This is a genomic window from Micromonospora sp. M71_S20 (assembly GCF_003664255.1).
In the GTDB taxonomy this organism is placed as follows: Bacteria; Actinomycetota; Actinomycetes; order Mycobacteriales; family Micromonosporaceae; genus Micromonospora.
This window is the reverse complement of the sequence record NZ_RCCV01000001.1, coordinates 4,292,239-4,311,487: the sequence shown is the minus strand read 5'-3', so window position 1 is coordinate 4,311,487 and position 19,249 is coordinate 4,292,239. Positions and strand designations below refer to the sequence as shown.

The window sequence follows — 19,249 nt, the reverse complement described above, 5'->3', positions numbered from 1 at the left end:
GCAGTCCCGCGGCTGGGTCGGGCCCGTCGCTCAGTCCGGCAGCAGCGGCATCTCCAGGCCGGGGTCCCGGCCGAGCAGCACCGCCCGGGTGAGCGCCCCGGACCCGAACCGGTCGCGCACCGCGTCCACGGCCGCGTCCAGGTCCGCCCCCGGATCGCGGTCGAACGGCAGCGGCGGCTGGACGGGGGAGTCGTCCAGGTTCCCGACCGACACGCCGAGCAGGGTCACGCCCCGCCGTTCGATCTCGGGCAGCGCCGTCCGCAGCAGCGCCCGCGCCGCGGCGAGCAGCGGGGCCGTGTCGGCGGTCGCCTTGGCCACCGTGCGGGAGCGGGTCGCGCGGCTGTAGTCGCCGAACCGCAGGCGCAGCGTCACCGTCCGGCCGGCCCGCGTCGCCGCCCGCATCCGCCTGGTCACCCGGTCGACCAGGCCGGCGAGGACCGCCTCCAGTTCGGCGGGGGAGTGCGGGACGGGGGCGAGGGCGTGCTGCGCGCCCATCGACCCGCGCCGGCGGCCGACCTGCACCGGCCGGGGGTCGCGGTTGTGCGCCAGGGCGTGCAGGTGCCGACCGGCGCCCGCGCCGAGCAGCGAGACCAGCGTCGCCTCGCCGAGGCGGGCGACCTGCCCGACCGTACGGACGCGTCGCTCGCGCAGCTTCGTCGCGGTCACCGGCCCGACGCCCCACAGCCGCTCCACCGGCAACGGGTGCAGGAACGCCAGCTCCCCGTCCGGCGGGACGACCAGCAGGCCGTCGGGCTTGGCGACGCCGCTGGCCACCTTGGCGAGGAACTTCGTGCGGGCCACGCCCACCGTGATCGGCAGGCCGACCCCCTCGCGTACCTCCCGGCGCAACCGGGCGGCGACGTCGGCGGGCGGGCCGACCAGCCGGCGCAGGCCGCCCACGTCGAGGAACGCCTCGTCGATGGAGAGCCCCTCGACGATCGGGGTGGTGCGCCGGAAGATCTCGAACACCGCGCGGCTCGCCGCCGTGTAGGCCGCCATCCTCGGCGGCACGACGATCGCCTCGGGGCAGAGCCGCCGGGCCTGCCGGCCGCCCATCGCGCTGTGGACGCCCCGGGCCTTCGCCTCGTAGCTGCACGCCAGGACCACGCCCCCGCCGACGATCACCGGCCGGCCGCGCAGGCGCGGATCGTCCCGCTGCTCGACCGACGCGTAGAACGCGTCCAGGTCGGCGTGCAGGATGCTGGCCTCTCGCGACACGAACACATGTTCGCACAGAAGCCCGCCACGGCGGCGCTGACCTGCCCGAACACCGCCGGGCGGGCATCCCCGGAGGCGCCGGGGCCGCGCGACCGACCGGCGCGGCGGCGGGGTGGCGGCGACGGCGAGGGCGGCCAGCGCCTACAACTCGTCGAACGGGCGGGCGTAGGCGAACGCGCCCCGGATCGACGACCGCCAGGCGCTCAGCGGCCGGGCCATGAAGTGGCGCGGCCCCCACGGCTGCGGCGGGGTGACGCCGAGGTCGACCGCCGGGCGGAACCCGAAGCGCGGGTAGTAGTCGGGGTGCCCGAGCAGCACCACCAGGGCCTCCTCGCGCGCGTCGGCCGCGCCGAGCACCGCGTGCATCAGCGCGGAGCCGACCCCGCGCCGCTGCCAGGCCGGCAGCACGCCGAGCGGACCCAACCCCAGCGCGACCGGCTCGCCGGCGACCCGGCCCCGGGTGCACACCACGTGCCCGACCACCCGCCCGGCGTCGTCCGCCGCGACGAGGGAGAGGGCCGGCAGCCACCCGTCGTCGGCCCGCAGCGCGTCCACCAGCCCCGCCTCGACGGGTACGGCGTCCGGCTTCTGCGGGTCGGCGAAGGCGGCCAGGTGCACCGCCCGGATCGCGTTGATGTCGGCGGGGGTCTCGCGTCTGATCAGCACCGGGCCACGATAGGTGCGGTCGTGCACCCGACGCGCGCCATTAACGGCGCCGCCCGCTCACCCCGTGGGCCGCCGACGCCGGGCGCGGACGGCGACGATCCAATGCACCGCCACCAGCGGCAGTACCCCGACCGGGTACCAGGCGAGATCGACCGGGTCGAACTGCGCCCCGAGCGCGAGCCGCGCCAGCGGGCTGCGCGCCGACAGCCCCGCCGGTACCCCGGTCAACTGCGACAACTCCACCGCCCAGCAGAAGGCGACCGCGACCGCGCCGGCCACCGGCGGCGACAGCCGCGGCCGGAGGAACAACACGCCGGCCCAGACCACGCAGGCGTACAGCGCGGTGCCGGAGTGCTGTTCGACGCCGCCGCCGGCCGCCGCCCGCACGACGAGGGCGACGAGCACGAAGAGGACGGCCGCGGCGAGCATCAGGATCCGGCACCGCCGAGGGGTGATCGACATTCCGGCGATGCTAGGCGTCCGCCCGCGGCGGCCAGGAACTCCGGGCGTACTCGTGCGGCGCGTCGCGGACGGTCAGGACATCGCGGTCGGCGAGGGTGGGGCGGTGCCGCCCTGGGGGGCCTCCGCCGTCATCAGCCGGACGATCTGCGCCCGGTCGGCGGCGGACGGCAGCCCCCACTCGGGACGGTAGCCGTACACCTCGTGCAGGGGGTGCGAGGCGGTCCGGCCGTCGAGGACCTCGATCGAGTCGGTGTCGATGAGGCCCGGGTGCTCGACGCCGCAGGCCTCGGCGACCTTGACCAGGTCCCGGCGCAGCGTCCGGACGTAGTTGGCGGCGCGGACGGACTTCGAGCCCGGGTCCACGCCCCGGGCGAGCCACGGGTTCTGGGTGGCGACGCCGGTGGGGCAGGTGTCGGTGTGGCACTTCTGGGCCTGGATGCAGCCGATCGCCAGCATCGCCTCCCGGCCCACGTTGACCATGTCGCAGCCGAGCGCGAACGCCACCACCGCGTTGTCGGGCAGGCCGAGCTTGCCGGCGCCGACGAACACCACCTGCTCGTGCAGGTCGTGCTCGGCGAAGACCTTGTAGACCCGGGCGAAGCCCTGTTGGAACGGCAGCGACACCGAGTCCGTGAAGATCAGCGGCGCGGCGCCGGTGCCGCCCTCGCCACCGTCGACGGTCACGAAGTCGACCCCACGCCCGGTGTCGCGCATCAGGGTGGTGAGCTCCTCCCAGAAGCCGAGGTCGCCCACCGCGGACTTGATGCCGACCGGCAGGCCGGTCTCGGCGGCGAGCAGCTCCACCCAGTCGAGCAGGCTGTCGCAGTCGGAGAACTCGGCGTGCCGCGACGGGCTGACGCAGTCGCGTCCCTGCGGGATGCCCCGGGTCGCCGCGATCTCCGCGGAGACCTTGGCCGCCGGCAGCAGGCCGCCAAGGCTGGGCTTGGCACCCTGGCTGAGCTTGATCTCCAGCGCCCGTACCGGCGCGCCGGCGACCAGGTCCTTGAGCCGGTCGAGGCTGAACCGGCCGCGTTCGTCGCGGCAGCCGAAGTACGCGGTGCCGATCTGGAAGACCAGGTCACCGCCCTTGCGGTGGTACGGCGACAGCCCGCCCTCGCCGGTGTTCTGCAGGCAGCCGGCCAGGGCGGCGCCCCGGTTGAGCGCCTCGACGGCGTTGCCGGACAACGAGCCGAAGCTCATCCCGGAGATGTTCACCACCGACTCGGGCCGGAACGCGTGGGCACGTCCCCGCGCGGCGCCGAGCACCTTGGCGCACGGCAGCCGCACGTCGTGTCCGGCGCCCGGCGTCGACGGCGGGACGGCCCGACCGAAGGTGCGGTGCTTGATGATCGGATATCCGGGCGTGAACTCGATGTCGTTGTCGGTACCGAAGCCGAAGTAGTTGTTCTGCTGCTTCGCCGACGCGTACACCCAGCGGCGCTGGTCGCGGGTGAACGGCCGCTCCTCGTTGTTGCCCGCGACGATGTACTGGCGCAACTCCGGCCCGATGGACTCCAGCAGGTACCGGGCCCGGCCGAGGACCGGGAAGGTACGCAGCAACGCGTGCTCGCGCTGGATCAGGTCGCGTGCGGCCAGGGCCGCGACGGCGGCGACGGCGGCGACGGCGGCGGGTACGGCTCGGCTTGCCCACTTCATGCCCGCCACTCTTTCCGCGATCGCCTCCCGCCAAACGGGCCGGCGGTCACGCGGCCGGCGTCGCCGACCCGGACGCCGCTCCCGGGAGCGGCGGACGGCAGCGGCCCCGCCGGATCAGCCCGGCGTCAGGAGACGGTGGACGACCAGCATGGCGATGTCGTCGGTCGGCCGCTCGGCGCCGAGGGCGTCCATGATAGTGGCGCACACCTCCTCGGCCGGAGCCGGGCGGACCACGCCGACGAGCTGCTCGAGACCGACGTCGATGACCTCGTGGCGGCGTTCGACGAGGCCGTCGGTGAAGCAGACGAGCACCGCGCCCGGCGGGAAGTCCACCTCCGCCTGTTGTCGGGGCGGCGGCCGGCGGCCCGTACCGAGCGGGGGGTCGGCGTGGACCGGGACGGGTGCGCCCGGCTGGCCCGGCGCGGCGAGGACGGGGCGCAGGTGCCCGGCGGAGGAGAGCCGGATGCGGGTCCGGTCGGGGGAGACCATGGCGTAGAGCGCCGTGGTGAGGTTCCCGGCCTCGAAGTGGCCGACCTTGCGGTCGAGGAGCGTCAACGCCTCCGCCGGGTCGTCGCAGACCAGCGCGTAGGCGCGCAGCGCGCTGCGGATGCGCCCCATGATCACGGCCGACTGCAGGCCGTGGCCCGACACGTCGCCGATGACCAGGCCCAGCCAGCCCGAGGGCAGGACGAACACGTCGTACCAGTCGCCGCCGATTCCGGCGACGTGCCCGGGCACGTACCGGGCGGCCATGTCCAGGCCCGGCAGGCTGGGCAGCTGGGTCGGCAGCAGGCTGCGTTGCAGGGCGAGGGCGGCGTTGTGGTCGAGATTGTGGGACCGGGCGAGGTTGGCCAGGCTGGCCCGGTCGGCGACCAGCTCCAGCAGGCGTACGTCGTCGGTGGTGAACCGGCGTCGGCCCAGCGTGCCGACGTGCAGCACGCCGATCAGCTCGCCCCGGGCGAACATCGGCACGCCCAGCAGCGACCGCAGCCCCATCGCCAGCAGGACCGGGTTGACCACGACGTCGGAGGTGACCTCCTCGACGAGCACCGGCCGCCGGGTCAGGGCGATCCGGCCGGCGAACCCACGGCCCACGGAGACGCGGAAGCCCTGCCGGACCTCCTCCTCCAGCCCCTTGGCCGCGGTGGCCACGAGCTGCTGGGAGTGCGTGTCCAGCATGAGGATGGCCGCCGTGTCGACGTCGAGCAGGTCCCGGACGCGGTCGAGGAGCTCGTCGAAGAGGTCGGCCGCGTCGAGGCGGGACAGCGTCGCGTCGGTCACGGCCTCGAGGCGGCGCAACCGTTCGTCGTCCTGGATGAGCCCCTGATCGGCCACCACCGGATCCTAGCCCTGACGGCCGCGTCCGCCGCCTTCCGCGCTGCGCCGACCGGGCCCGGGCGGTCAGGACCGGCGGCGGGTCGCCGAGGCCTGGAGCGTGGGCCGGCGGATCACCGCGATCCGGTCGCCCCGGGCCCGCAGCGACGTACGCCCGCCGCGCCCACGTCGGACGGTCAGGTCGACGGTGCGGCCGCCGACCCGCACGCCCTCCAGCGCGAGGTCCGGCAGCCACTCCGGCAGGTGCGGGTCGACGAAGATCGCCCGCAGCGGCGCGGCCGGGCGCAGCGCCAGCAGCGCCTGGATCAGCGCGACGACCGCGCTGGCGGACCAGGCCTGCGGCGAGCAGGAGTCCGGGTAGACGCCGGGGTGCGGGTGGGCGTTGTCGCGGGGCAGTCCGCTGAGCACCTCCGGCAGGCGGTGTTCCGTGAAGAGCGCCGCCGCGGAGAACATCCCCTCCGCGAGCCGGTGCAGGTGCTTCCAGCAGCCGTACCGGGCCAGCCCCAGGGTGCGGCTGCGCAAGCGTCGACAGCATCGGGTGCACCCCTCCGGCCGGCGGCTGCGGGCCGGGGGCACCGGTCAGGTGCCGCCCGGGCCCGTCGGACAGCGGTCCCTACCCGCTCACGCCGCCGCTACACCTCGTCAGCCCCGGGGCTGGCCGATGTTCACCATCCAGCCGATGCCGAAGCGGTCGACGCACATGCCGAACTCGTCGCCCCACATCTGCTTCTCCAGGGGCACGGTCACCGTGCCGCCCTCGGTGAGCTTCTCCCAGTAGCCGCGCAGGTCGTCGGCGTCGTCGCCGCTGAGGCTGACGGAGACGTTGGTGCCGGGGTCGTGCTCCATGCCGGGCGCGGTGTCCGAGCCCATCAGGGTGAAGCCCCGGTCGGTCTCCAGCATCGCGTGCATGATCTTGTCGGCCAGCGCGGGATCGTCGGTGCCCATCGAGCCGAAGGTGTCCATCGACAGCGAACCGCCGAACACGCGGTGGTAGAACTCCATCGCCTCCCGTGCGTTGCCCGGGAAGCTGAAGTACGGGTTGAGTCGAGACGCCACAGCACCCTCCTCCGGTCGTGACGGACTCATCGTCGCAGATCAGGAGCCTGGCGGGGGCGAGGTGCGCCGCGTTTCGCCGGCCCGCCGGGGGCGGTGCGCCCCCACGGGCCGGCGGCGGTGGTCAGTGGCGGAACGACCGGCGTACGACGCCGCCGACGAGCGCGCACCAGGTGTCGACGTCCAGCTTGCCGTGGGCCGGCAGGCCGTGGCTGCGCTGGACGTCCTTGACGGCCGTCTTGGTCGGGTGGTCGTACTCGCCGGTGACGGTGACCCCGGGGTGGCCCCGGAAGTTCAGCAGGAACTGCACGGCGGTGACCGGGAGGCCGGTGGCGTCCCTGCCCAGCTCCGGCACCAGGGTCTCCCAGGTGGGCGCGGTGAGGGTGGCGTCGACGTCGACCGGAATTCCGTTGCGGAACTGCCAGTCCTGCACCGCGGCGACGGTGGCGGCGTCGAAGACGCTGTTGACCGGCACGGTGTAGCCGCGGTGGGCCAGCAGGTACTGCACCACCCGGACGGAGGGGGAACCGACGAAGCGCCACAGGTCCGGCCAGCGGCGGGCCGGCACGTCGGCGAGGTCGGTGCCGAGCGCCTCGAAGACCCGGCGGCGCAGGGCGGGGAACTGCCCGTAGAAGGCGGCGCCGGGACACAGCGTGGTGCGGAAGTCCCAGTGGCCGAAGATGTCGTGGGCGTGCAGCCCGTACCGCCGGCAGATGGTCGCGCAGAGCGTGACCAGCGAGTCCAGCAGGGCCTCCGGCGGCGTCTCGGTGACGTACGTGCCCTCGTTCTCGATGCCGATGGCCCGGCCGTTCTCGCCCGGGCAGTGCGCCGAGATCATCTGCCGGTCGCCGGCCCGCAGCCGCTCCAGGCTGCCCCGGCGTCCCTCCATGACGTATCCGCCGCGGCTGATGGTGAAGTGCTGGCCGGTGTCGGACCAGCCGTTGCCGTCCATGTGCAGGTCCTGGCAGTCGCGGGCCAGCTTGACCGCCTGCGCCTCGGAGTAGTCGGTGACGTTCGGGAACGCCATGTGGTGCACGATGATCTTGTTGGTGGGGATGGCGCTGACCGCCAGCGGGTCCGCCGGTGGGCGCGCGCCCCACTCGTCGCAGCTGTAGATCCAGTCCAGATCGGTGCCGGGGTCCGCCTGCGCGGCGGACGGGAGGGCGAGTTGGCTGCCGACGACCGCGACCGTGGCGGCGCCGAGGCCGGCCCGCAGCAGGGTCCGACGGTCCACTGCGGAATTCTCGACGTGCATGGCATCTCCTCTGCGGCCGGAGGTGGGGGCGGGGCGGCCCCATGAAAAGGAACTCCAGGCATCGCGTGTGCAGTGGAGGATATTGCCAAGACTCGGCGGTACGCCAGCCTCCGCGCCTGGCAGGATGGCGGGATGCGGCAGGGAGCGGTCGGTCACGTCCGGCTGGTGGAGCGCGAGGGGCGCCGCCTGGTCGAGAAGCGGATGACGCAACCCTCCCGCCACGATACGGAGGTGCTCGCCCTGCGGGCGCTCGCTGACACGGGCATGCCGGTTCCCGAGCTCGTCGAGGTCAGGCCGGGCTCGATCCTCATGACGCTCATGCCGGGTGAACGACTGGACAGCGAAAACGCCGACGTGCGACTCGACGGCCTCCGTGCCTCGGCGACACTGCTCCGTCGGCTCCACGAGCTGCCGCCACCTGACGGGCTGCCGGCCGCGCCGGACGACGCGCTGATCGTCCGCCGCTACCGCGACGCCGGCGGCCCCCCGCTTCCGCTCGCCGTTCCACCGGCCGGTCGCCCGGTGTTCTGTCACGGCGACTGGACCGACGGAAACCTCCTCGCCGCGAACGGCGACATCACGGCCGTCATCGACTGGGAGGCGGCCCACCTCGGCGACCCGCTCAGAGAACTGTCGCGTGCGGCCTGGGGCGCCGCGCGGAAGGACCCGCGGTCGTTCGACGTCCTCGTCGAGGGCTACGGAGCGGACCCGGCCACCGTCCGGGCCTGGTTGCCGATCCACGCCGCCGAACTCTGGCTGTGGTTCGCCGAGGCCGGGCCACCCGAGTACCTCGAACAGCTCACCGCGGAACTGCGGAGCCTACCCACGCGTTGAGGACGAGACCTACGGCGCCGGACGGGTCGGCCCACCGACGTGACCGGCTCGGCGCTAGAGCACCTGGGAGAGGAAGCGGCGCAGCCGGGGGTGCTCGGCCCGCTCGAAGATCGCGGCCGGCTCGCCGGCCTCCAGCACCACCCCGCGATCCATGAACGCCACGGTGTCGGCGACCTCGCGGGCGAAACCCATCTCGTGGGTGACCACCACCATCGTCATGCCGCCGGCGGACAGCTCGGCCATCAGCCCGAGCACGCCCTTGACCAGCTCCGGGTCCAGGGCGGAGGTCGCCTCGTCGAAGAGCATCACCTGCGGGCGCAACGCCAGCGCGCGGGCGATCGCGACCCGCTGCTGCTGCCCGCCGGACAGGTGCGCCGGGCGGGCGTCGGCCTTGGCCGCGAGCCCCACCAGCTCCAGGTGCTCGCGGGCGACGGCCACCGCCTCGTCCTCACCGAGCCTGCGGATCCGGCGCAGCGCGAGGGTGACGTTGCGCAGCACGCTCATGTGCGGGAAGAGGTTGAACTGCTGGAAGACCATGCCGATCCGCTGCCGCAGGGCGTCCGGGTCGTCGCCCAGCACGCTGCGCCCGTCCAGCAGCACGTCGCCGCGGTCGGGCTCGATCAGGCGGTTGATCGTGCGCAGCAGGGTGGACTTGCCCGACCCGGACGGGCCGATCACGCAGGCCGTCGCCCCGCGTGCCACGTCCAGGTCCACCCCGCGCAGCACCCGGTGCGACCCGAAGGCCAGGTGCACGTCGCGGACGCTCAGGCTCACCGACGTCGTGGTGTCGATGCTCATCGCTGGTTCCCTCCCGCGGCACCCGGCAGCGCCAGGTCGAGGTCGTCGTCGGCGTCACCCGGCGCGGTGGCCTGCCGGCCGTGCCGCAACCGCCGGTCGATCCAGTTGACGGCGTGCGTCAGCGGAACCGTCAGGGTCAGGTAGAACAGCCCGGCGAGCAGCAGCGCGGACTGGTTGCCGGTGTTCGCCGCGTAGTCCTGCCCGATGCGGAACAGCTCCCGCTGGCTGGCCAGCAGGCCGAGGAAGTAGACCAGGCTGGAGTCCTTGATGAGCGCGATCAGCTGGTTCACCCAGGCCGGCAGCACCCGCCGGATCCCCTGCGGGACGATCACCAGGCGCATCGCCTCGCCCCAGGACAGGCCCAGCGCCCGGGCCCCCTCCAGCTGCGCGGCCTCCACCGACTGGATGCCGGAGCGGAAGATCTCGCCGATGTAGGCCGCCGCGATCAGCGACAGCGCCAGGATGCCCAGGGGATATGGGTTGGGTCCCCACACCTGCATGCCCAGCGGCGCCAGGCCGACCCCGATGAGCAGGATCGTCGCCGCGGCGGGCAGGCCACGGAACACGTCGGTGTAGACCCGCGCCGGCCACCGCAACCACCGGGTACGCGAGATGCCGGCGACGGCCAGCGCCATGCCGAGCACCGAGCCGAGCAGGGCGGCGGAGATCGCCAGGATCAGCGTGTTGGGCAGCCCCACCGTCAGCATCTCGGGCAGCGCCTCGCGCATGGAGTCTGCGTCGAAGAAGGTCTCCCACAGGGTGCTCAACGGATCCATCGTCGCTCCCACCGCCCCGCTCGCTCGTCGTCCGTACGTCTCAGGAGGTGGCCGACGCCGACGGCACCGGCACCGTGCCGCTGCCCGGCGTGAAGTCGGCCGGGATCGGGCGGCCCGGGTAGTACTGGGCCTGCAGGCGGCTCCACGTGCCGTCCGCGATCACCTCGTCGAGGCCCTTGTCGAGCGCCTCGCGCAGCTTGTCGTTGCCCTTGGCGAACGCGTACGCCGTGGGGGCCGGGCTGAGCAGCTTGGCCGCCACGGTGATCTTGCCGCCGCTGTCGGCGGCCGACTTGTCGCCGATCTCGGCCGGGGCGATCCAGGCGTCGGCCGTGCCGGCCTTGAGCTGGTTGATCGCGCCGTTGTAGTCGGGCACCCGGACCGGGTCGAGCCCCTCGCCGGTGGCGTAGTCGTCCTGGACGGTGCCCTGCACGACCACGACCCGCTTGCCGGCGAGCTGGTCGAATCCGGTGATCGACGAGCCGGCCGGCACGTCGAGTCCGAAGTGGCCGAAGTCGTAGCCGTTGCCGAAGTCGACGGTCTTCTTCCGCGCCTCGGTGATCGTGATCGAGGAGCTGCCGACGTCGAACTTGCGGTTGTTGACCTGGGAGAGCAGGGCGGAGAAGTCCGTGCCGACGAACTCCACCTTCAGGCCGACCTTCGCGGCGACCGCGGTGAGCAGGTCGTTGTCGAAGCCGGTGAACCTGCCGTCCTTGAGGTAGACGTTCGGCGGGGCGTCGGTGAGCGTGCCGGCGCGCAGCACGCCCGGCTGGAGCAGGCCGTACGGGTTGTCGGCCGCGCCGGCCGCGTCGTCGCCGCAGGCGGTCAGGGTGGTGGCGGCGAGGACGGCGGCCACGCCGAGGGCGGCGGCCCGGATGAGGGAGGAAAGGATTCGCACAGGTGTCTCCGAACGAGGTGTTCCGGCGGCGGGCACGGGCGTGCGGCGCCGGCGGTGCGCCCGGTGGGCGTACCGCTGGGATGTGTCCTGGAAAGAAGGGGTGGCGCGGCTAGCGCGCGTCGCCGGGGCGACAGGAGGTGGCGCAGACCCGCATCATGTCGATGTGGCGGCGCCGGGTCAGCGCCGGCGACGTCGGGGCCACGGCGGGAACCGCCGGTGGGGCGCAGATGCGGATGGACATGGCTCTCCTCGGTCGGTGCCGACCTGGGAACCAGGCCGCGCTTGCACCGGAGCCGCTCCGGTGCCTGGTCCTCACCCGGGGCACCCCTGCGCGGACGAGGGTTGCCGGCCAGCGAGCCGGGGCTTGACGCTGGCGCTCATGACCTGCCGACGAGGCTAGCAGCCCGCCAGGGTGGGCCGTCCAGCCGCTATGACCACCCTCACGCGCCCTCCGGCCGGGGCTCACTCCTCGATCGCCCCGCCGACCTGCCGCAGGTGCTGCCGGAAGGTGAGGGCGGGGTCGGCGGCGCGGCGGGCCAGGTAGTCGGCGAAGGAGGTCTGCTCCCGCAGCGTCTCCCCGGCGCGGATCCGCCGCGCCTGGACCCGCTCGACGGTCCCGATGCGCTCCGCCGTCGCGAACAGCTCAGGGGCGCGCCCGGCGGGCAGGAACAACACCCCGTCGTCGTCGGCGACGACGAGGTCGTCGGCGGTCACCAGGTGCGGCCCGACCCGGGCGCTGGTGAGCGTCTCCGGCTCCCGCGGGTCGAGACGGGCGGGGCCCGCCGGGAGGCTGCCGTAGCTGAAGACGGGCAGGCCGATCTCCACCAGCTCCGGCGTGTCCCGGTGCAGGCCCCAGACGACGAGGCCGGCGATCCCGGCCGCGACGCCCTCCAGCACCGCCAGGTCCCCGACGCATGCCTCGTCGCTCCGGCCGCCGTTGTCGATGACGAGGACGTCACCGGGGGCGGCGCTGCCGTACGCCTCCAGGAACACGTCCACGCTGCCGTGGTGGCGCACCGGCAGCGCCCGGCCCACGAGGCGGTGACCGGGGACGACCGCCCGGATCCCGGCCGGTGCCGCGCGCGGGGGCACGCCGAGGCGTACGCAGGCGTCGGCGATCAGCGGCGTGGACAGGTCGGCGAAGCGCTCCCGCATGACGTCCTCCCGGCGGTGCGGCGAGTCGTGGGCCGTCATCGTAGGGAGCACGGGTGGTGCCGCAGCGAGGTCCAATTCGATCCGGCTGGCCCCAGCGGTGGCGGCGTGCGGGTCTAGACTGCCTACCGTGACCCCGCCGCATGCCGTCGCCACCGCGCACGGTCGCTGGGTCACCCCGGACCTTCCGCTGTACGGCGACGGCCACGACCGCTCCGACTACGTTCCCTGACCGGCCCGGCACTCCGCCGACCCCGGTCCATCTCCGCCACGCCTTGGGAGCGTCCAGTCATGCCCGGACCCGATCACCGCCAGCTCGTACCGCCCACCGATCTCGCGCCCACCGACCCCACCGACACCTCCGCCCTCGCCGTGCTGCGGGCGCCGCAGACCGCCCGGGTCCTGGCGGCCAGCCTGCTCGGCCGGATTCCGCTGGGCGCCGCCCCGCTGGCCCTGCTCGTCTTCGCCCGGGAGACGATGACGCTGACCGTCGCGGGCCTGCTGGTCGGCGCGTTCACCGCCGGCACCGCCGTGGGCCAGCCGATGCTCGCCCGGCTGGCGCAGCGCTGGCGGCAGCCGCCGGTGCTGTGGCTGGCCGTGACGGCGTCGACGATCGGCTTCGCGCTCACCGCCGCACACGTCAACCTGCCGGTGACCGTGTTCGCCGCCGCCCTGGCCGGGGCGGGCGCGCCACCCTTCGAGTCGTGCCTGCGGGTGCTCTGGCGCGACCTGCTCCCCGCGCACCGGGTGCAGACCGCGTACACCCTGGACATCGCCGTGCAGGAGACGATCTTCATCCTCGGCCCGGTGGTCACGCTCGCCGGCGTGGGCCTGGCCGGCCCGAGCGGCGGTCTGGCCGCCGCCGCGCTCTTCCAGGCCGCCGGCACCGCGTGGTTCGCCACGACCGACGCGGTCCGCCGCTGGCGCGGCGAGCCGGCGGTACGCCACTGGGCCGGGCCGCTGCGCGCCAACCGGCTCCGGCTGGTTCTGGGGGCGCTGCTGCTGGTCGGCGCGGCGGTGGGCAGCGTGACCGTCGCCGCGACCGGGTACGCCGAGTCCGCCGGGGCCCGCTCCTGGGCGGGCTGGCTGCTCGCCGCGCAGGCCACCGGGGCGCTGGTCGGCGGCCTGCTCTACGTACGCTTCGGCGGCCTGCGCCGGTACGCCACCCTGCCGCGCGCGGTCGGGGTCTTCGCCGTCGGCTACCTGCCGTTGCTGCTCACCCCGGCCCCGGCCGTGATGCTGGTGCTGATGGCCGTCAGCGGACTCGCGCTTCCGGCACTGCTGACCATCGCCTTCCTCGCGATCGACGACGTGGCGCCCGCCGGCACGGTGGCCGAGGCGTTCGCCTGGGCGGCGACGGCGTTCTCGGTCGGCAGCGCGGGCGGCGCGGCGGTGGCCGGCGCGCTGCTGGACGCCACGGGGGAGGTCACCGTCGGCTTCCTCGTCGCCCCGCTGAGCGCCGTCGCGGCGTGCGGGATCGCGCTGGTGGCCGCCCGCAGGATCGACGGCGGCGGGTCGGCGGGCTGATCCGACGGGCCGGCCGGCCACCGGCGGTGCCGGGACTACTTCCAGCCGCAGCGGGAAAGGGGCGGCCGGGGAGCCGTTCGGATCGGGGGTGCCGTGGAAGCGGTCGTGGTCGGCGTGGTGATCGTGGCCGCGCTCCTGGCTCTCGTCGGCGCGCTGAGCGTCCGGCTGGTGCAGCAGTACCAGCGCGGCGTCGTCTTCCGCTTCGGCCGGGTGCTGACGCCGGTCCGGGAGCCCGGCCTGCGGCTGATCGTCCCGGTCGCCGACCGGATGGTCCGGGTCAGCATGCAGACGACCGTCATCGGTGTGCCTCCGCAGGGGGCGATCACCCGGGACAACGTCACCCTCACCGTCGACGCGGTGGTCTACTACCGGGTCGTCGACCCGGTGAAGGCGCTGGTCAACGTTCGCGACTACCCCTCGGCCGTGCTCCAGGTGGCACAGACCGCCTTGCGTTCGGTGATCGGCAAGGCCGACCTGGACACCGTGCTCGGCGACCGGGACCGGGTCAACGCCGAGCTGAAGGCGGTCATCGACGCGCCGACGGAGGGGCCGTGGGGGCTGCTGATCGAGCGGGTCGAGGTCAAGGACGTCGCGCTGCCCGAGGGGATGAAACGGTCGATGTCCCGCCAGGCCGAGGCGGAACGCGAACGCCGCGCCCGGGTGATCGCCGCCGACGGCGAGTACCAGGCGTCCCGCCGGCTCGCCGACGCCTCCCGGGCGATGGCGAGCACGCCGGGGGCCTACCAGTTGCGGCTGTTGCAGACGGTGGTGGACGTGGCGGCGGAGAAGAACAGCACCCTGGTGATGCCGTTCCCGGTGGAGCTGCTGCGCTTCTTCGACAAGTTCACCCGGGGTGCGGAGCCACCGGCGGCGGAGCGCCCGCCGGTCGGGCGGCCGGAACCCGCCGCGCCGGTGCCCGGTGACGGCCACCGGCGCCCGCAGGCCTGATCCGGGGCGGCGGGCAAGGCTCTCAGATCCCGGCCGCCGACTCCGCGGCCGGCTCGCCCGCTTGCGCGGGTACGACCGCCGTCGGCAGCCGCGGCATCGTGAACACGAAGCGGGTCCCGTCGCGGTACCCCTCGTCCAGGCTCAATGTGCCGCCGTGGAACTCGACGACCTTCTTGCACACCGCGAGCCCGATGCCGGTGCCCGGGTACGCGCCCCGGGGGTGCAGGCGTTGGAAGATGACGAAGATCTTCTCGGCGTACCGGGGGTCGATGCCGATGCCGTTGTCCTCGACGGCGAAGGACCACGCCTCCCCGGTGTCCGTCACCGTCACCCGGATCAGCGGCGTCCGCTCGGGGCTGCGGAACTTGACCGCGTTGCCCAGCAGGTTCTGCCACAGCATGGTCAGCAGGGTCGGCTCGCCCCGCACGGTGGGCAGCGGGTCGCGGGTGATCGTCGCGCCGGACTCCTCCACCGCCCGGGACAGGTTCGCCTCGGCCTGCGTGAACACCTCGGCCAGGTCGACCTCCCGCAGGTCGCCGTAGACCCGGCCGATCCGGGAGAACGTGAGCAGATCACTGATCAGCTCCTGCATCCGGCTCGCCCCGTCGACGGCGAAGCCGATGTACTGCCGGGCCCGGTCGTCGAGCTGGTCGGCGTAGCGGCGCTCCAGCATCTGGCAGAACGACGCCACCTTGCGCAGCGGCTCCTGAAGGTCGTGCGACGCGACGTACGCGAACTGCTCCAGGTCCTCGTTGGAGCGGCGCAGCTCGGCCGCCTGCTGTTCCAGGGCGTCCCGGTCGTGCTGGCTGCGCTCCCACGCCTCCACCACGGTGCGGCGCATCGTCTCCACGTCGCTGGTCAGCCGGGCGATGTCGGCCGGGCCGTCGGGCCGCAGCCGGTGCCGGAAGTCGCCGCCGGCCACCTGCCGCACCGAGGCGCCCAGCCGGTCCAGCGGCCGCAGCACCCGCGTGCGCACCAGCACGGATCCGACGATCCCGCACAGCAGCAGGGCCGCCAGGATCGCCACGAAGGTCAGGTCCCGCAGCGCCCGGGCGCTGTCGAGGTCGTCCCGGCCGGTGTCCCGGATCCCGTCGAGGCGGCCGACGAGCCGGGTCAGCTCGGCGCGCACCGCCGCGAAGGTCTCCGCGTCCCCGGTCACCAGCGGCGCCAGCTCCTCCGGCGTCCCACCGGCCTGCCGGGAGGCGACCAGGCGCTCGGCGAACTCCGTGCGCCAGCGGTCGGCCAGCCGCTGCGCCCGGTCCAGGTCGCCCAGCGCCGCCGGCTCGTCGGCGAGCAGCCCGCGCAGCCGGGAGATGGTCGCGCGTTCGCTCTCGACGCTCTGCCGGTACGAGTCGAGGAACCGCGGATCGGCCGTGACGACGTGGCCGCGTACGGCCGCCGCCTGGGCGAGCAGGCCGCTGTCGAGCTGGCCGACGGCCGTACGGGCCGGAGCGACCCGGTCGGCGAGGTGGTTGGAGACGGCGGCGGTGTGCCGCAGCGCGGCGGCGCCGGCGCCCCCGCCGAGCAGGACCAGGGCGGTCATCGTCAGCAACAGGACAGTGAGCCACCGACGGGTCGTCATCGGCCGTCGGGTCGCTGCCTCGGGAGTCGCCTCGCTGCCCACGGCCTGCACCTTAGTGCAGCCAACCGGGCGGGAGGGCGGCACGCTTGCCGGCGGGTGGTACCAGTGGCGTGTGTCCGTAACCGACCATGCCGCCACCCGCCGGGACGCCCCGGACGTACGGGGGCCGGAAACAGCCGTTGCGCCGATGGCCGCGCCGGCTCCCGCGACCACAATGACCACCGGAGGCGGCTCCACCGCCCCCGGGGGCGGGGAGGTGGACGCGTGACCGGCTGGCAGGTCTCCGGCTACCGCCCGGTGCGGCAGCTCGGCGCGGGCGCGTCCGGCCGGGTGGACCTCGCCGTGCACGACGCGACCGGCACACCGGTCGCGATCAAGTACCTCACCGGCGGGATCGGCGCCGATCCGGCGTTCCGCACCGCGTTCCGCGCCGAGGCCCGGCTGCTGGCCGGGATCGACGACCCGCACGTCTCCCGCCTCTACGAGTACGTCGAGTCGCCCGGCGGCGCGGCGATCGTCATGGAGCTGGTCAACGGCGTGTCGCTGCGGCAGATGCTGCGCGCGCACGGACCGACGACGCCGGAGTCGGCGCTCTGCGTCCTCAAGGGCTCGCTGGCCGGGCTCGGCGCGGCGCACGCCCGGGGCGTCGTGCACCGCGACTACAAGCCGGAGAACGTGCTGGTCACCGCCGAGGGCACCAGCAAGTTGGCCGACTTCGGCATCGCCATGCCGGTGGGCGAGAGCTCCGGGGTCAGCGTCACCGGCACTCCCCGCTACATGGCGCCCGAGCAGTGGACGGGCGCCCCGGCGAGCCCGGCCTGCGACATCTACGCGGCGACCGCCACCTTCTACGAGTGCCTCACCGGCCGGCCGCCCTTCGACGGGCGGGACCTGATCACCCTGCGCCAGCAGCACGCCCGCGCGCCGATCCCCACCGAACCCGCTCCCGTGCCGGTGCACGACCTGCTGCGGCACGGCATGGCCAAGCAACCGGCCGAGCGACCGCAACCCGCCCAGGTCTTCCTCGCCCTGCTGGAGCGGATGGCGGCCGACGCGTACGGGCAGCGGTGGGAGGAGCGCGGCCTGCGCGAGCTGGCCCGGCGGGCGGCCCTGCTCGCCGCCCTCTTCCCGTTCCCCGACGGCACCGGCGGGGCCACCAGCCTGGCCAGCACCGCGTTCGGCGAGGGGTCGGGCCGGTGGACGTGGCGGCGATCCGGCCGGGCCCGCGCGGCGCTGGTCGGCGGCGGGCTGGCGGCGGCGCTGCTGCTCGGCGGCGCCGGGCTCGCCTACGCCGGCCGCGACGAGCCGCTGCCCGCCGCCGGGCCGGCCGCACCCGAGGCGCCGACGGAGCCGACGGGCACGCCGTCCGCGTCGGCCGTCGCGCCGCCCACCCCGGCGGCCGGGACGACGCCCACGCCGACCCCTCCCGTCGCCCCGGCCGCCACGACGGCGGCACCGGAGCCGGCCGGCACGCCGACCACGACCACGACCACGTCCGCGCCCGCCTCGCCGAGCGCGCCGCCCAGCACCAGCGCCGCGCCGGCGGACACCGTCGCGCCCTCCGTCGGGCGGGTCGCGGCCGACCCGACCGGACTCGATCCCCGGGGCTGCCCGTACGGGCCCACGTCCAGCACGATCTCCGCGGTCGTCTCCGACGACCGTACGGCGGCTGGGAAGCTGAGGGTGAGCTTCCGGTACACGCTGGACGGCCGCACCACCGAGGTGGCCATGGCGTCCGGTGGGCGCGGGTCGTTCCGGGGCGTGCTCGGCGACCTGCCCCGGCCGGCCACCAGCACCCGGATCCCGGTCCGGGTCGTCGCCGTGGACGAGGCCGGCAACGCCTCGCCCGAGGGCTCGCCGGTCCACGTGACGCTGTACCCGTCCTGCACCCCGGGCTGAGCCCGGACACCCGGATGCCGACCACGACGACGGAGGGCGGGCCGCCGTGACCCAGCCGAACGACCCGACCGAGGCCCTGCCCACCCACCGGCAGCCGGGCGAGCCGACCGAGGCGCTGCCCACCTACCGGCAGTCGGACGACGACGCGGCGACCGCCCGCTTCGACGTCCGCCGGCCGCAGCCACCGGCCGGCCCGACCACGCACCTGCCCTTGCGGGACGCGACCGTGTACCTGGCCGCCGGGGAGCCGACGGCGCGTCTGGCCTCGGGTGACGCGACCGTGTACCCGGCCGCGGGGCAGCCGACCGTCCACCGCGTGACCGGGCAGCCCACGGCGCGCCCGACCCGCGACGAGGCGACGGTGCACCTGACCCGCGACGAGCCCACGGCGCGCCTGACCCGCGACGAGGCGACCGTGCACCCGGCCCAGGGCGAGGCGACCGTGCACCTGGCCTACGGCGAGCCGACGACGCCGCAGCGCGCCCCGGGCGGGCGGACCGGGCCGTGGCCGGCGGCGCACCCCGCTCCGGGGCAGCGGAGCCCGGGGGCGACGGCCGCGGGAGCCGGGCACGAGACCGCGACCGGGCGTACCACCGGGTTCGGCCCGGGGACGCTCTTCGGCGGGCCCACCGGGGCCGCCGGTACCGCACCCGGCGGGCCCACCGGTGCTGCCGGCGCCGTGCCCGGCGGGGAGGTGCGGTTCGGGCCGGGCGTGCCGGCCACCCCGCCCTCGGCGCCCGCGTGGCCGGCGCCCGCGCCGCCACGGCGGCGCCCGGTGTGGCGGACGGTGACCTCGGTGCTGTCGACCCTGCTGACCGTCGCGCTGCTCGCGGTCGTCGGCCTCTACCTCTGGCAGCGGATCAGCCCGTTGGAGGTGACGGGTGTGACGGTGGCGGTGCCCCAGCCGGCGGGTGACCGGTGCGACGTCACCGTCGACGTGGTCGCCACCGTGTCGACCAACGGCCGGGCGGGGGAGATCCGCTACCAGTGGCTGCGTACCGGCAGCGCGCCCGGCAGCCTGCTGACCGAGCGGGTCGGGCGCGGCCAGCGCACCGTCGAGCTGACGCTGCGTTGGGCCTTCAGCGGCGTGGGCAGCACGACCGAGACGGCCACGGTCAACATCACCTCACCGGCTCCGGTGCAGGCCGAGACCCCGGTGTCCTACGACTGCCGGCGCCGCTGACGGGGCGTTT

At 74.8% G+C, this 19,249-nt stretch carries 19 protein-coding genes and 1 riboswitch; of the genes, 5 read left to right on the top strand and 14 right to left on the bottom strand.

The window, feature by feature from the left end; all coding sequences use genetic code 11:
- Positions 1-30 precede the first annotated feature (30 nt).
- The 8 genes from dinB to DER29_RS18555 all read right to left on the bottom strand — a co-directional run bounded on the left by dinB (position 31) and on the right by DER29_RS18555 (position 7,624).
- Entirely contained in the window at positions 31-1,218 is a 1,188-nt protein-coding gene (gene dinB, locus DER29_RS18590; RefSeq protein ID WP_121399323.1) for a DNA polymerase IV, read from the bottom strand.
- A 141-nt stretch (positions 1,219-1,359) separates the two neighbouring features.
- On the bottom strand, positions 1,360-1,884 hold the full coding sequence (locus DER29_RS18585; protein ID WP_121399322.1) for a GNAT family N-acetyltransferase: 525 nt from the start codon (positions 1,882-1,884) through the stop codon (positions 1,360-1,362).
- A gap of 57 nt (positions 1,885-1,941) precedes the next feature.
- Positions 1,942-2,346 (bottom strand): DUF2809 domain-containing protein, encoded by a 405-nt coding sequence (locus DER29_RS18580; RefSeq protein WP_121398480.1) that lies wholly within the window; start codon positions 2,344-2,346, stop codon positions 1,942-1,944.
- Between the two features lie 72 nt (positions 2,347-2,418).
- A complete protein-coding gene (locus DER29_RS18575) occupies positions 2,419-4,002 on the bottom strand; it encodes an FMN-binding glutamate synthase family protein (protein WP_121398479.1) in 1,584 nt (527 codons plus the stop codon).
- 114 nt (positions 4,003-4,116) lie between these two features.
- Entirely contained in the window at positions 4,117-5,337 is a 1,221-nt protein-coding gene (locus tag DER29_RS18570) for a PP2C family protein-serine/threonine phosphatase (RefSeq protein WP_121399321.1), read from the bottom strand.
- A 66-nt stretch (positions 5,338-5,403) separates the two neighbouring features.
- Positions 5,404-5,859, bottom strand: a complete 456-nt coding sequence (locus tag DER29_RS18565) for a hypothetical protein (RefSeq protein ID WP_121398478.1) — start codon at positions 5,857-5,859, stop codon at positions 5,404-5,406.
- Positions 5,860-5,979: 120 nt separating this feature from the next.
- Positions 5,980-6,393, bottom strand: coding sequence for a VOC family protein (locus tag DER29_RS18560; RefSeq protein ID WP_121398477.1), 414 nt, complete (start codon positions 6,391-6,393; stop codon positions 5,980-5,982).
- Positions 6,394-6,514: 121 nt separating this feature from the next.
- Complete coding sequence (locus DER29_RS18555; RefSeq protein WP_233599910.1) at positions 6,515-7,624, bottom strand: N-acetylmuramoyl-L-alanine amidase; 1,110 nt, start codon at positions 7,622-7,624, stop codon at positions 6,515-6,517.
- A 153-nt stretch (positions 7,625-7,777) separates the two neighbouring features.
- Here DER29_RS18555 and DER29_RS18550 point away from each other — a divergent pair, with 153 nt between their 5' ends.
- Positions 7,778-8,479 (top strand): phosphotransferase family protein, encoded by a 702-nt coding sequence (locus DER29_RS18550; protein WP_121398475.1) that lies wholly within the window; start codon positions 7,778-7,780, stop codon positions 8,477-8,479.
- Between the two features lie 54 nt (positions 8,480-8,533).
- Here DER29_RS18550 and DER29_RS18545 read toward each other — a convergent pair whose 3' ends face one another.
- The 5 genes from DER29_RS18545 to DER29_RS18530 all read right to left on the bottom strand — a co-directional run bounded on the left by DER29_RS18545 (position 8,534) and on the right by DER29_RS18530 (position 12,142).
- A complete protein-coding gene (locus tag DER29_RS18545) occupies positions 8,534-9,277 on the bottom strand; it encodes an amino acid ABC transporter ATP-binding protein (RefSeq protein ID WP_199729350.1) in 744 nt (247 codons plus the stop codon).
- Positions 9,274-10,053 carry an amino acid ABC transporter permease gene (locus tag DER29_RS18540; RefSeq protein WP_121398474.1) on the bottom strand — a complete coding sequence of 260 codons (780 nt, stop codon included), beginning with the start codon at positions 10,051-10,053 and terminating at the stop codon, positions 9,274-9,276. The genes DER29_RS18545 and DER29_RS18540 overlap by 4 nt, the downstream gene beginning before the upstream one ends.
- Before the next feature lie 40 nt (positions 10,054-10,093).
- Positions 10,094-10,948 (bottom strand): ABC transporter substrate-binding protein, encoded by an 855-nt coding sequence (locus tag DER29_RS18535; protein WP_121398473.1) that lies wholly within the window; start codon positions 10,946-10,948, stop codon positions 10,094-10,096.
- A gap of 109 nt (positions 10,949-11,057) precedes the next feature.
- The gene (locus tag DER29_RS35975) at positions 11,058-11,189 is read right to left on the bottom strand and encodes a hypothetical protein (RefSeq protein ID WP_255421046.1); all 132 of its coding nucleotides are present in this window, start codon (positions 11,187-11,189) and stop codon (positions 11,058-11,060) included.
- A gap of 32 nt (positions 11,190-11,221) precedes the next feature.
- Positions 11,222-11,333, bottom strand: a riboswitch (SAM riboswitch).
- A gap of 77 nt (positions 11,334-11,410) precedes the next feature.
- Positions 11,411-12,142 (bottom strand): RraA family protein, encoded by a 732-nt coding sequence (locus DER29_RS18530; protein WP_233599909.1) that lies wholly within the window; start codon positions 12,140-12,142, stop codon positions 11,411-11,413.
- Between the two features lie 249 nt (positions 12,143-12,391).
- On the opposite strand from DER29_RS18530, the gene DER29_RS18525 reads away from it, so the two are divergent.
- Together DER29_RS18525 and DER29_RS18520 are read left to right on the top strand one after the other, a co-directional pair.
- Positions 12,392-13,627, top strand: a complete 1,236-nt coding sequence (locus DER29_RS18525; RefSeq protein ID WP_121398472.1) for an MFS transporter — start codon at positions 12,392-12,394, stop codon at positions 13,625-13,627.
- Positions 13,628-13,720: 93 nt separating this feature from the next.
- Positions 13,721-14,575: an SPFH domain-containing protein gene (locus tag DER29_RS18520; RefSeq protein ID WP_121398471.1), complete on the top strand. Its 855-nt coding sequence runs from the start codon at positions 13,721-13,723 to the stop codon at positions 14,573-14,575.
- Positions 14,576-14,597: 22 nt separating this feature from the next.
- On the opposite strand, the gene DER29_RS18515 is transcribed toward DER29_RS18520, so the two are convergent.
- Positions 14,598-16,157, bottom strand: a complete 1,560-nt coding sequence (locus DER29_RS18515; RefSeq protein ID WP_121398470.1) for an ATP-binding protein — start codon at positions 16,155-16,157, stop codon at positions 14,598-14,600.
- Between the two features lie 264 nt (positions 16,158-16,421).
- Here DER29_RS18515 and DER29_RS18510 point away from each other — a divergent pair, with 264 nt between their 5' ends.
- On the top strand, positions 16,422-18,056 hold the full coding sequence (locus tag DER29_RS18510) for a serine/threonine-protein kinase (RefSeq protein WP_121398469.1): 1,635 nt from the start codon (positions 16,422-16,424) through the stop codon (positions 18,054-18,056).
- A gap of 46 nt (positions 18,057-18,102) precedes the next feature.
- A complete protein-coding gene (locus DER29_RS35455; RefSeq protein ID WP_233599908.1) occupies positions 18,103-19,239 on the top strand; it encodes a hypothetical protein in 1,137 nt (378 codons plus the stop codon).
- Positions 19,240-19,249 lie beyond the last annotated feature (10 nt).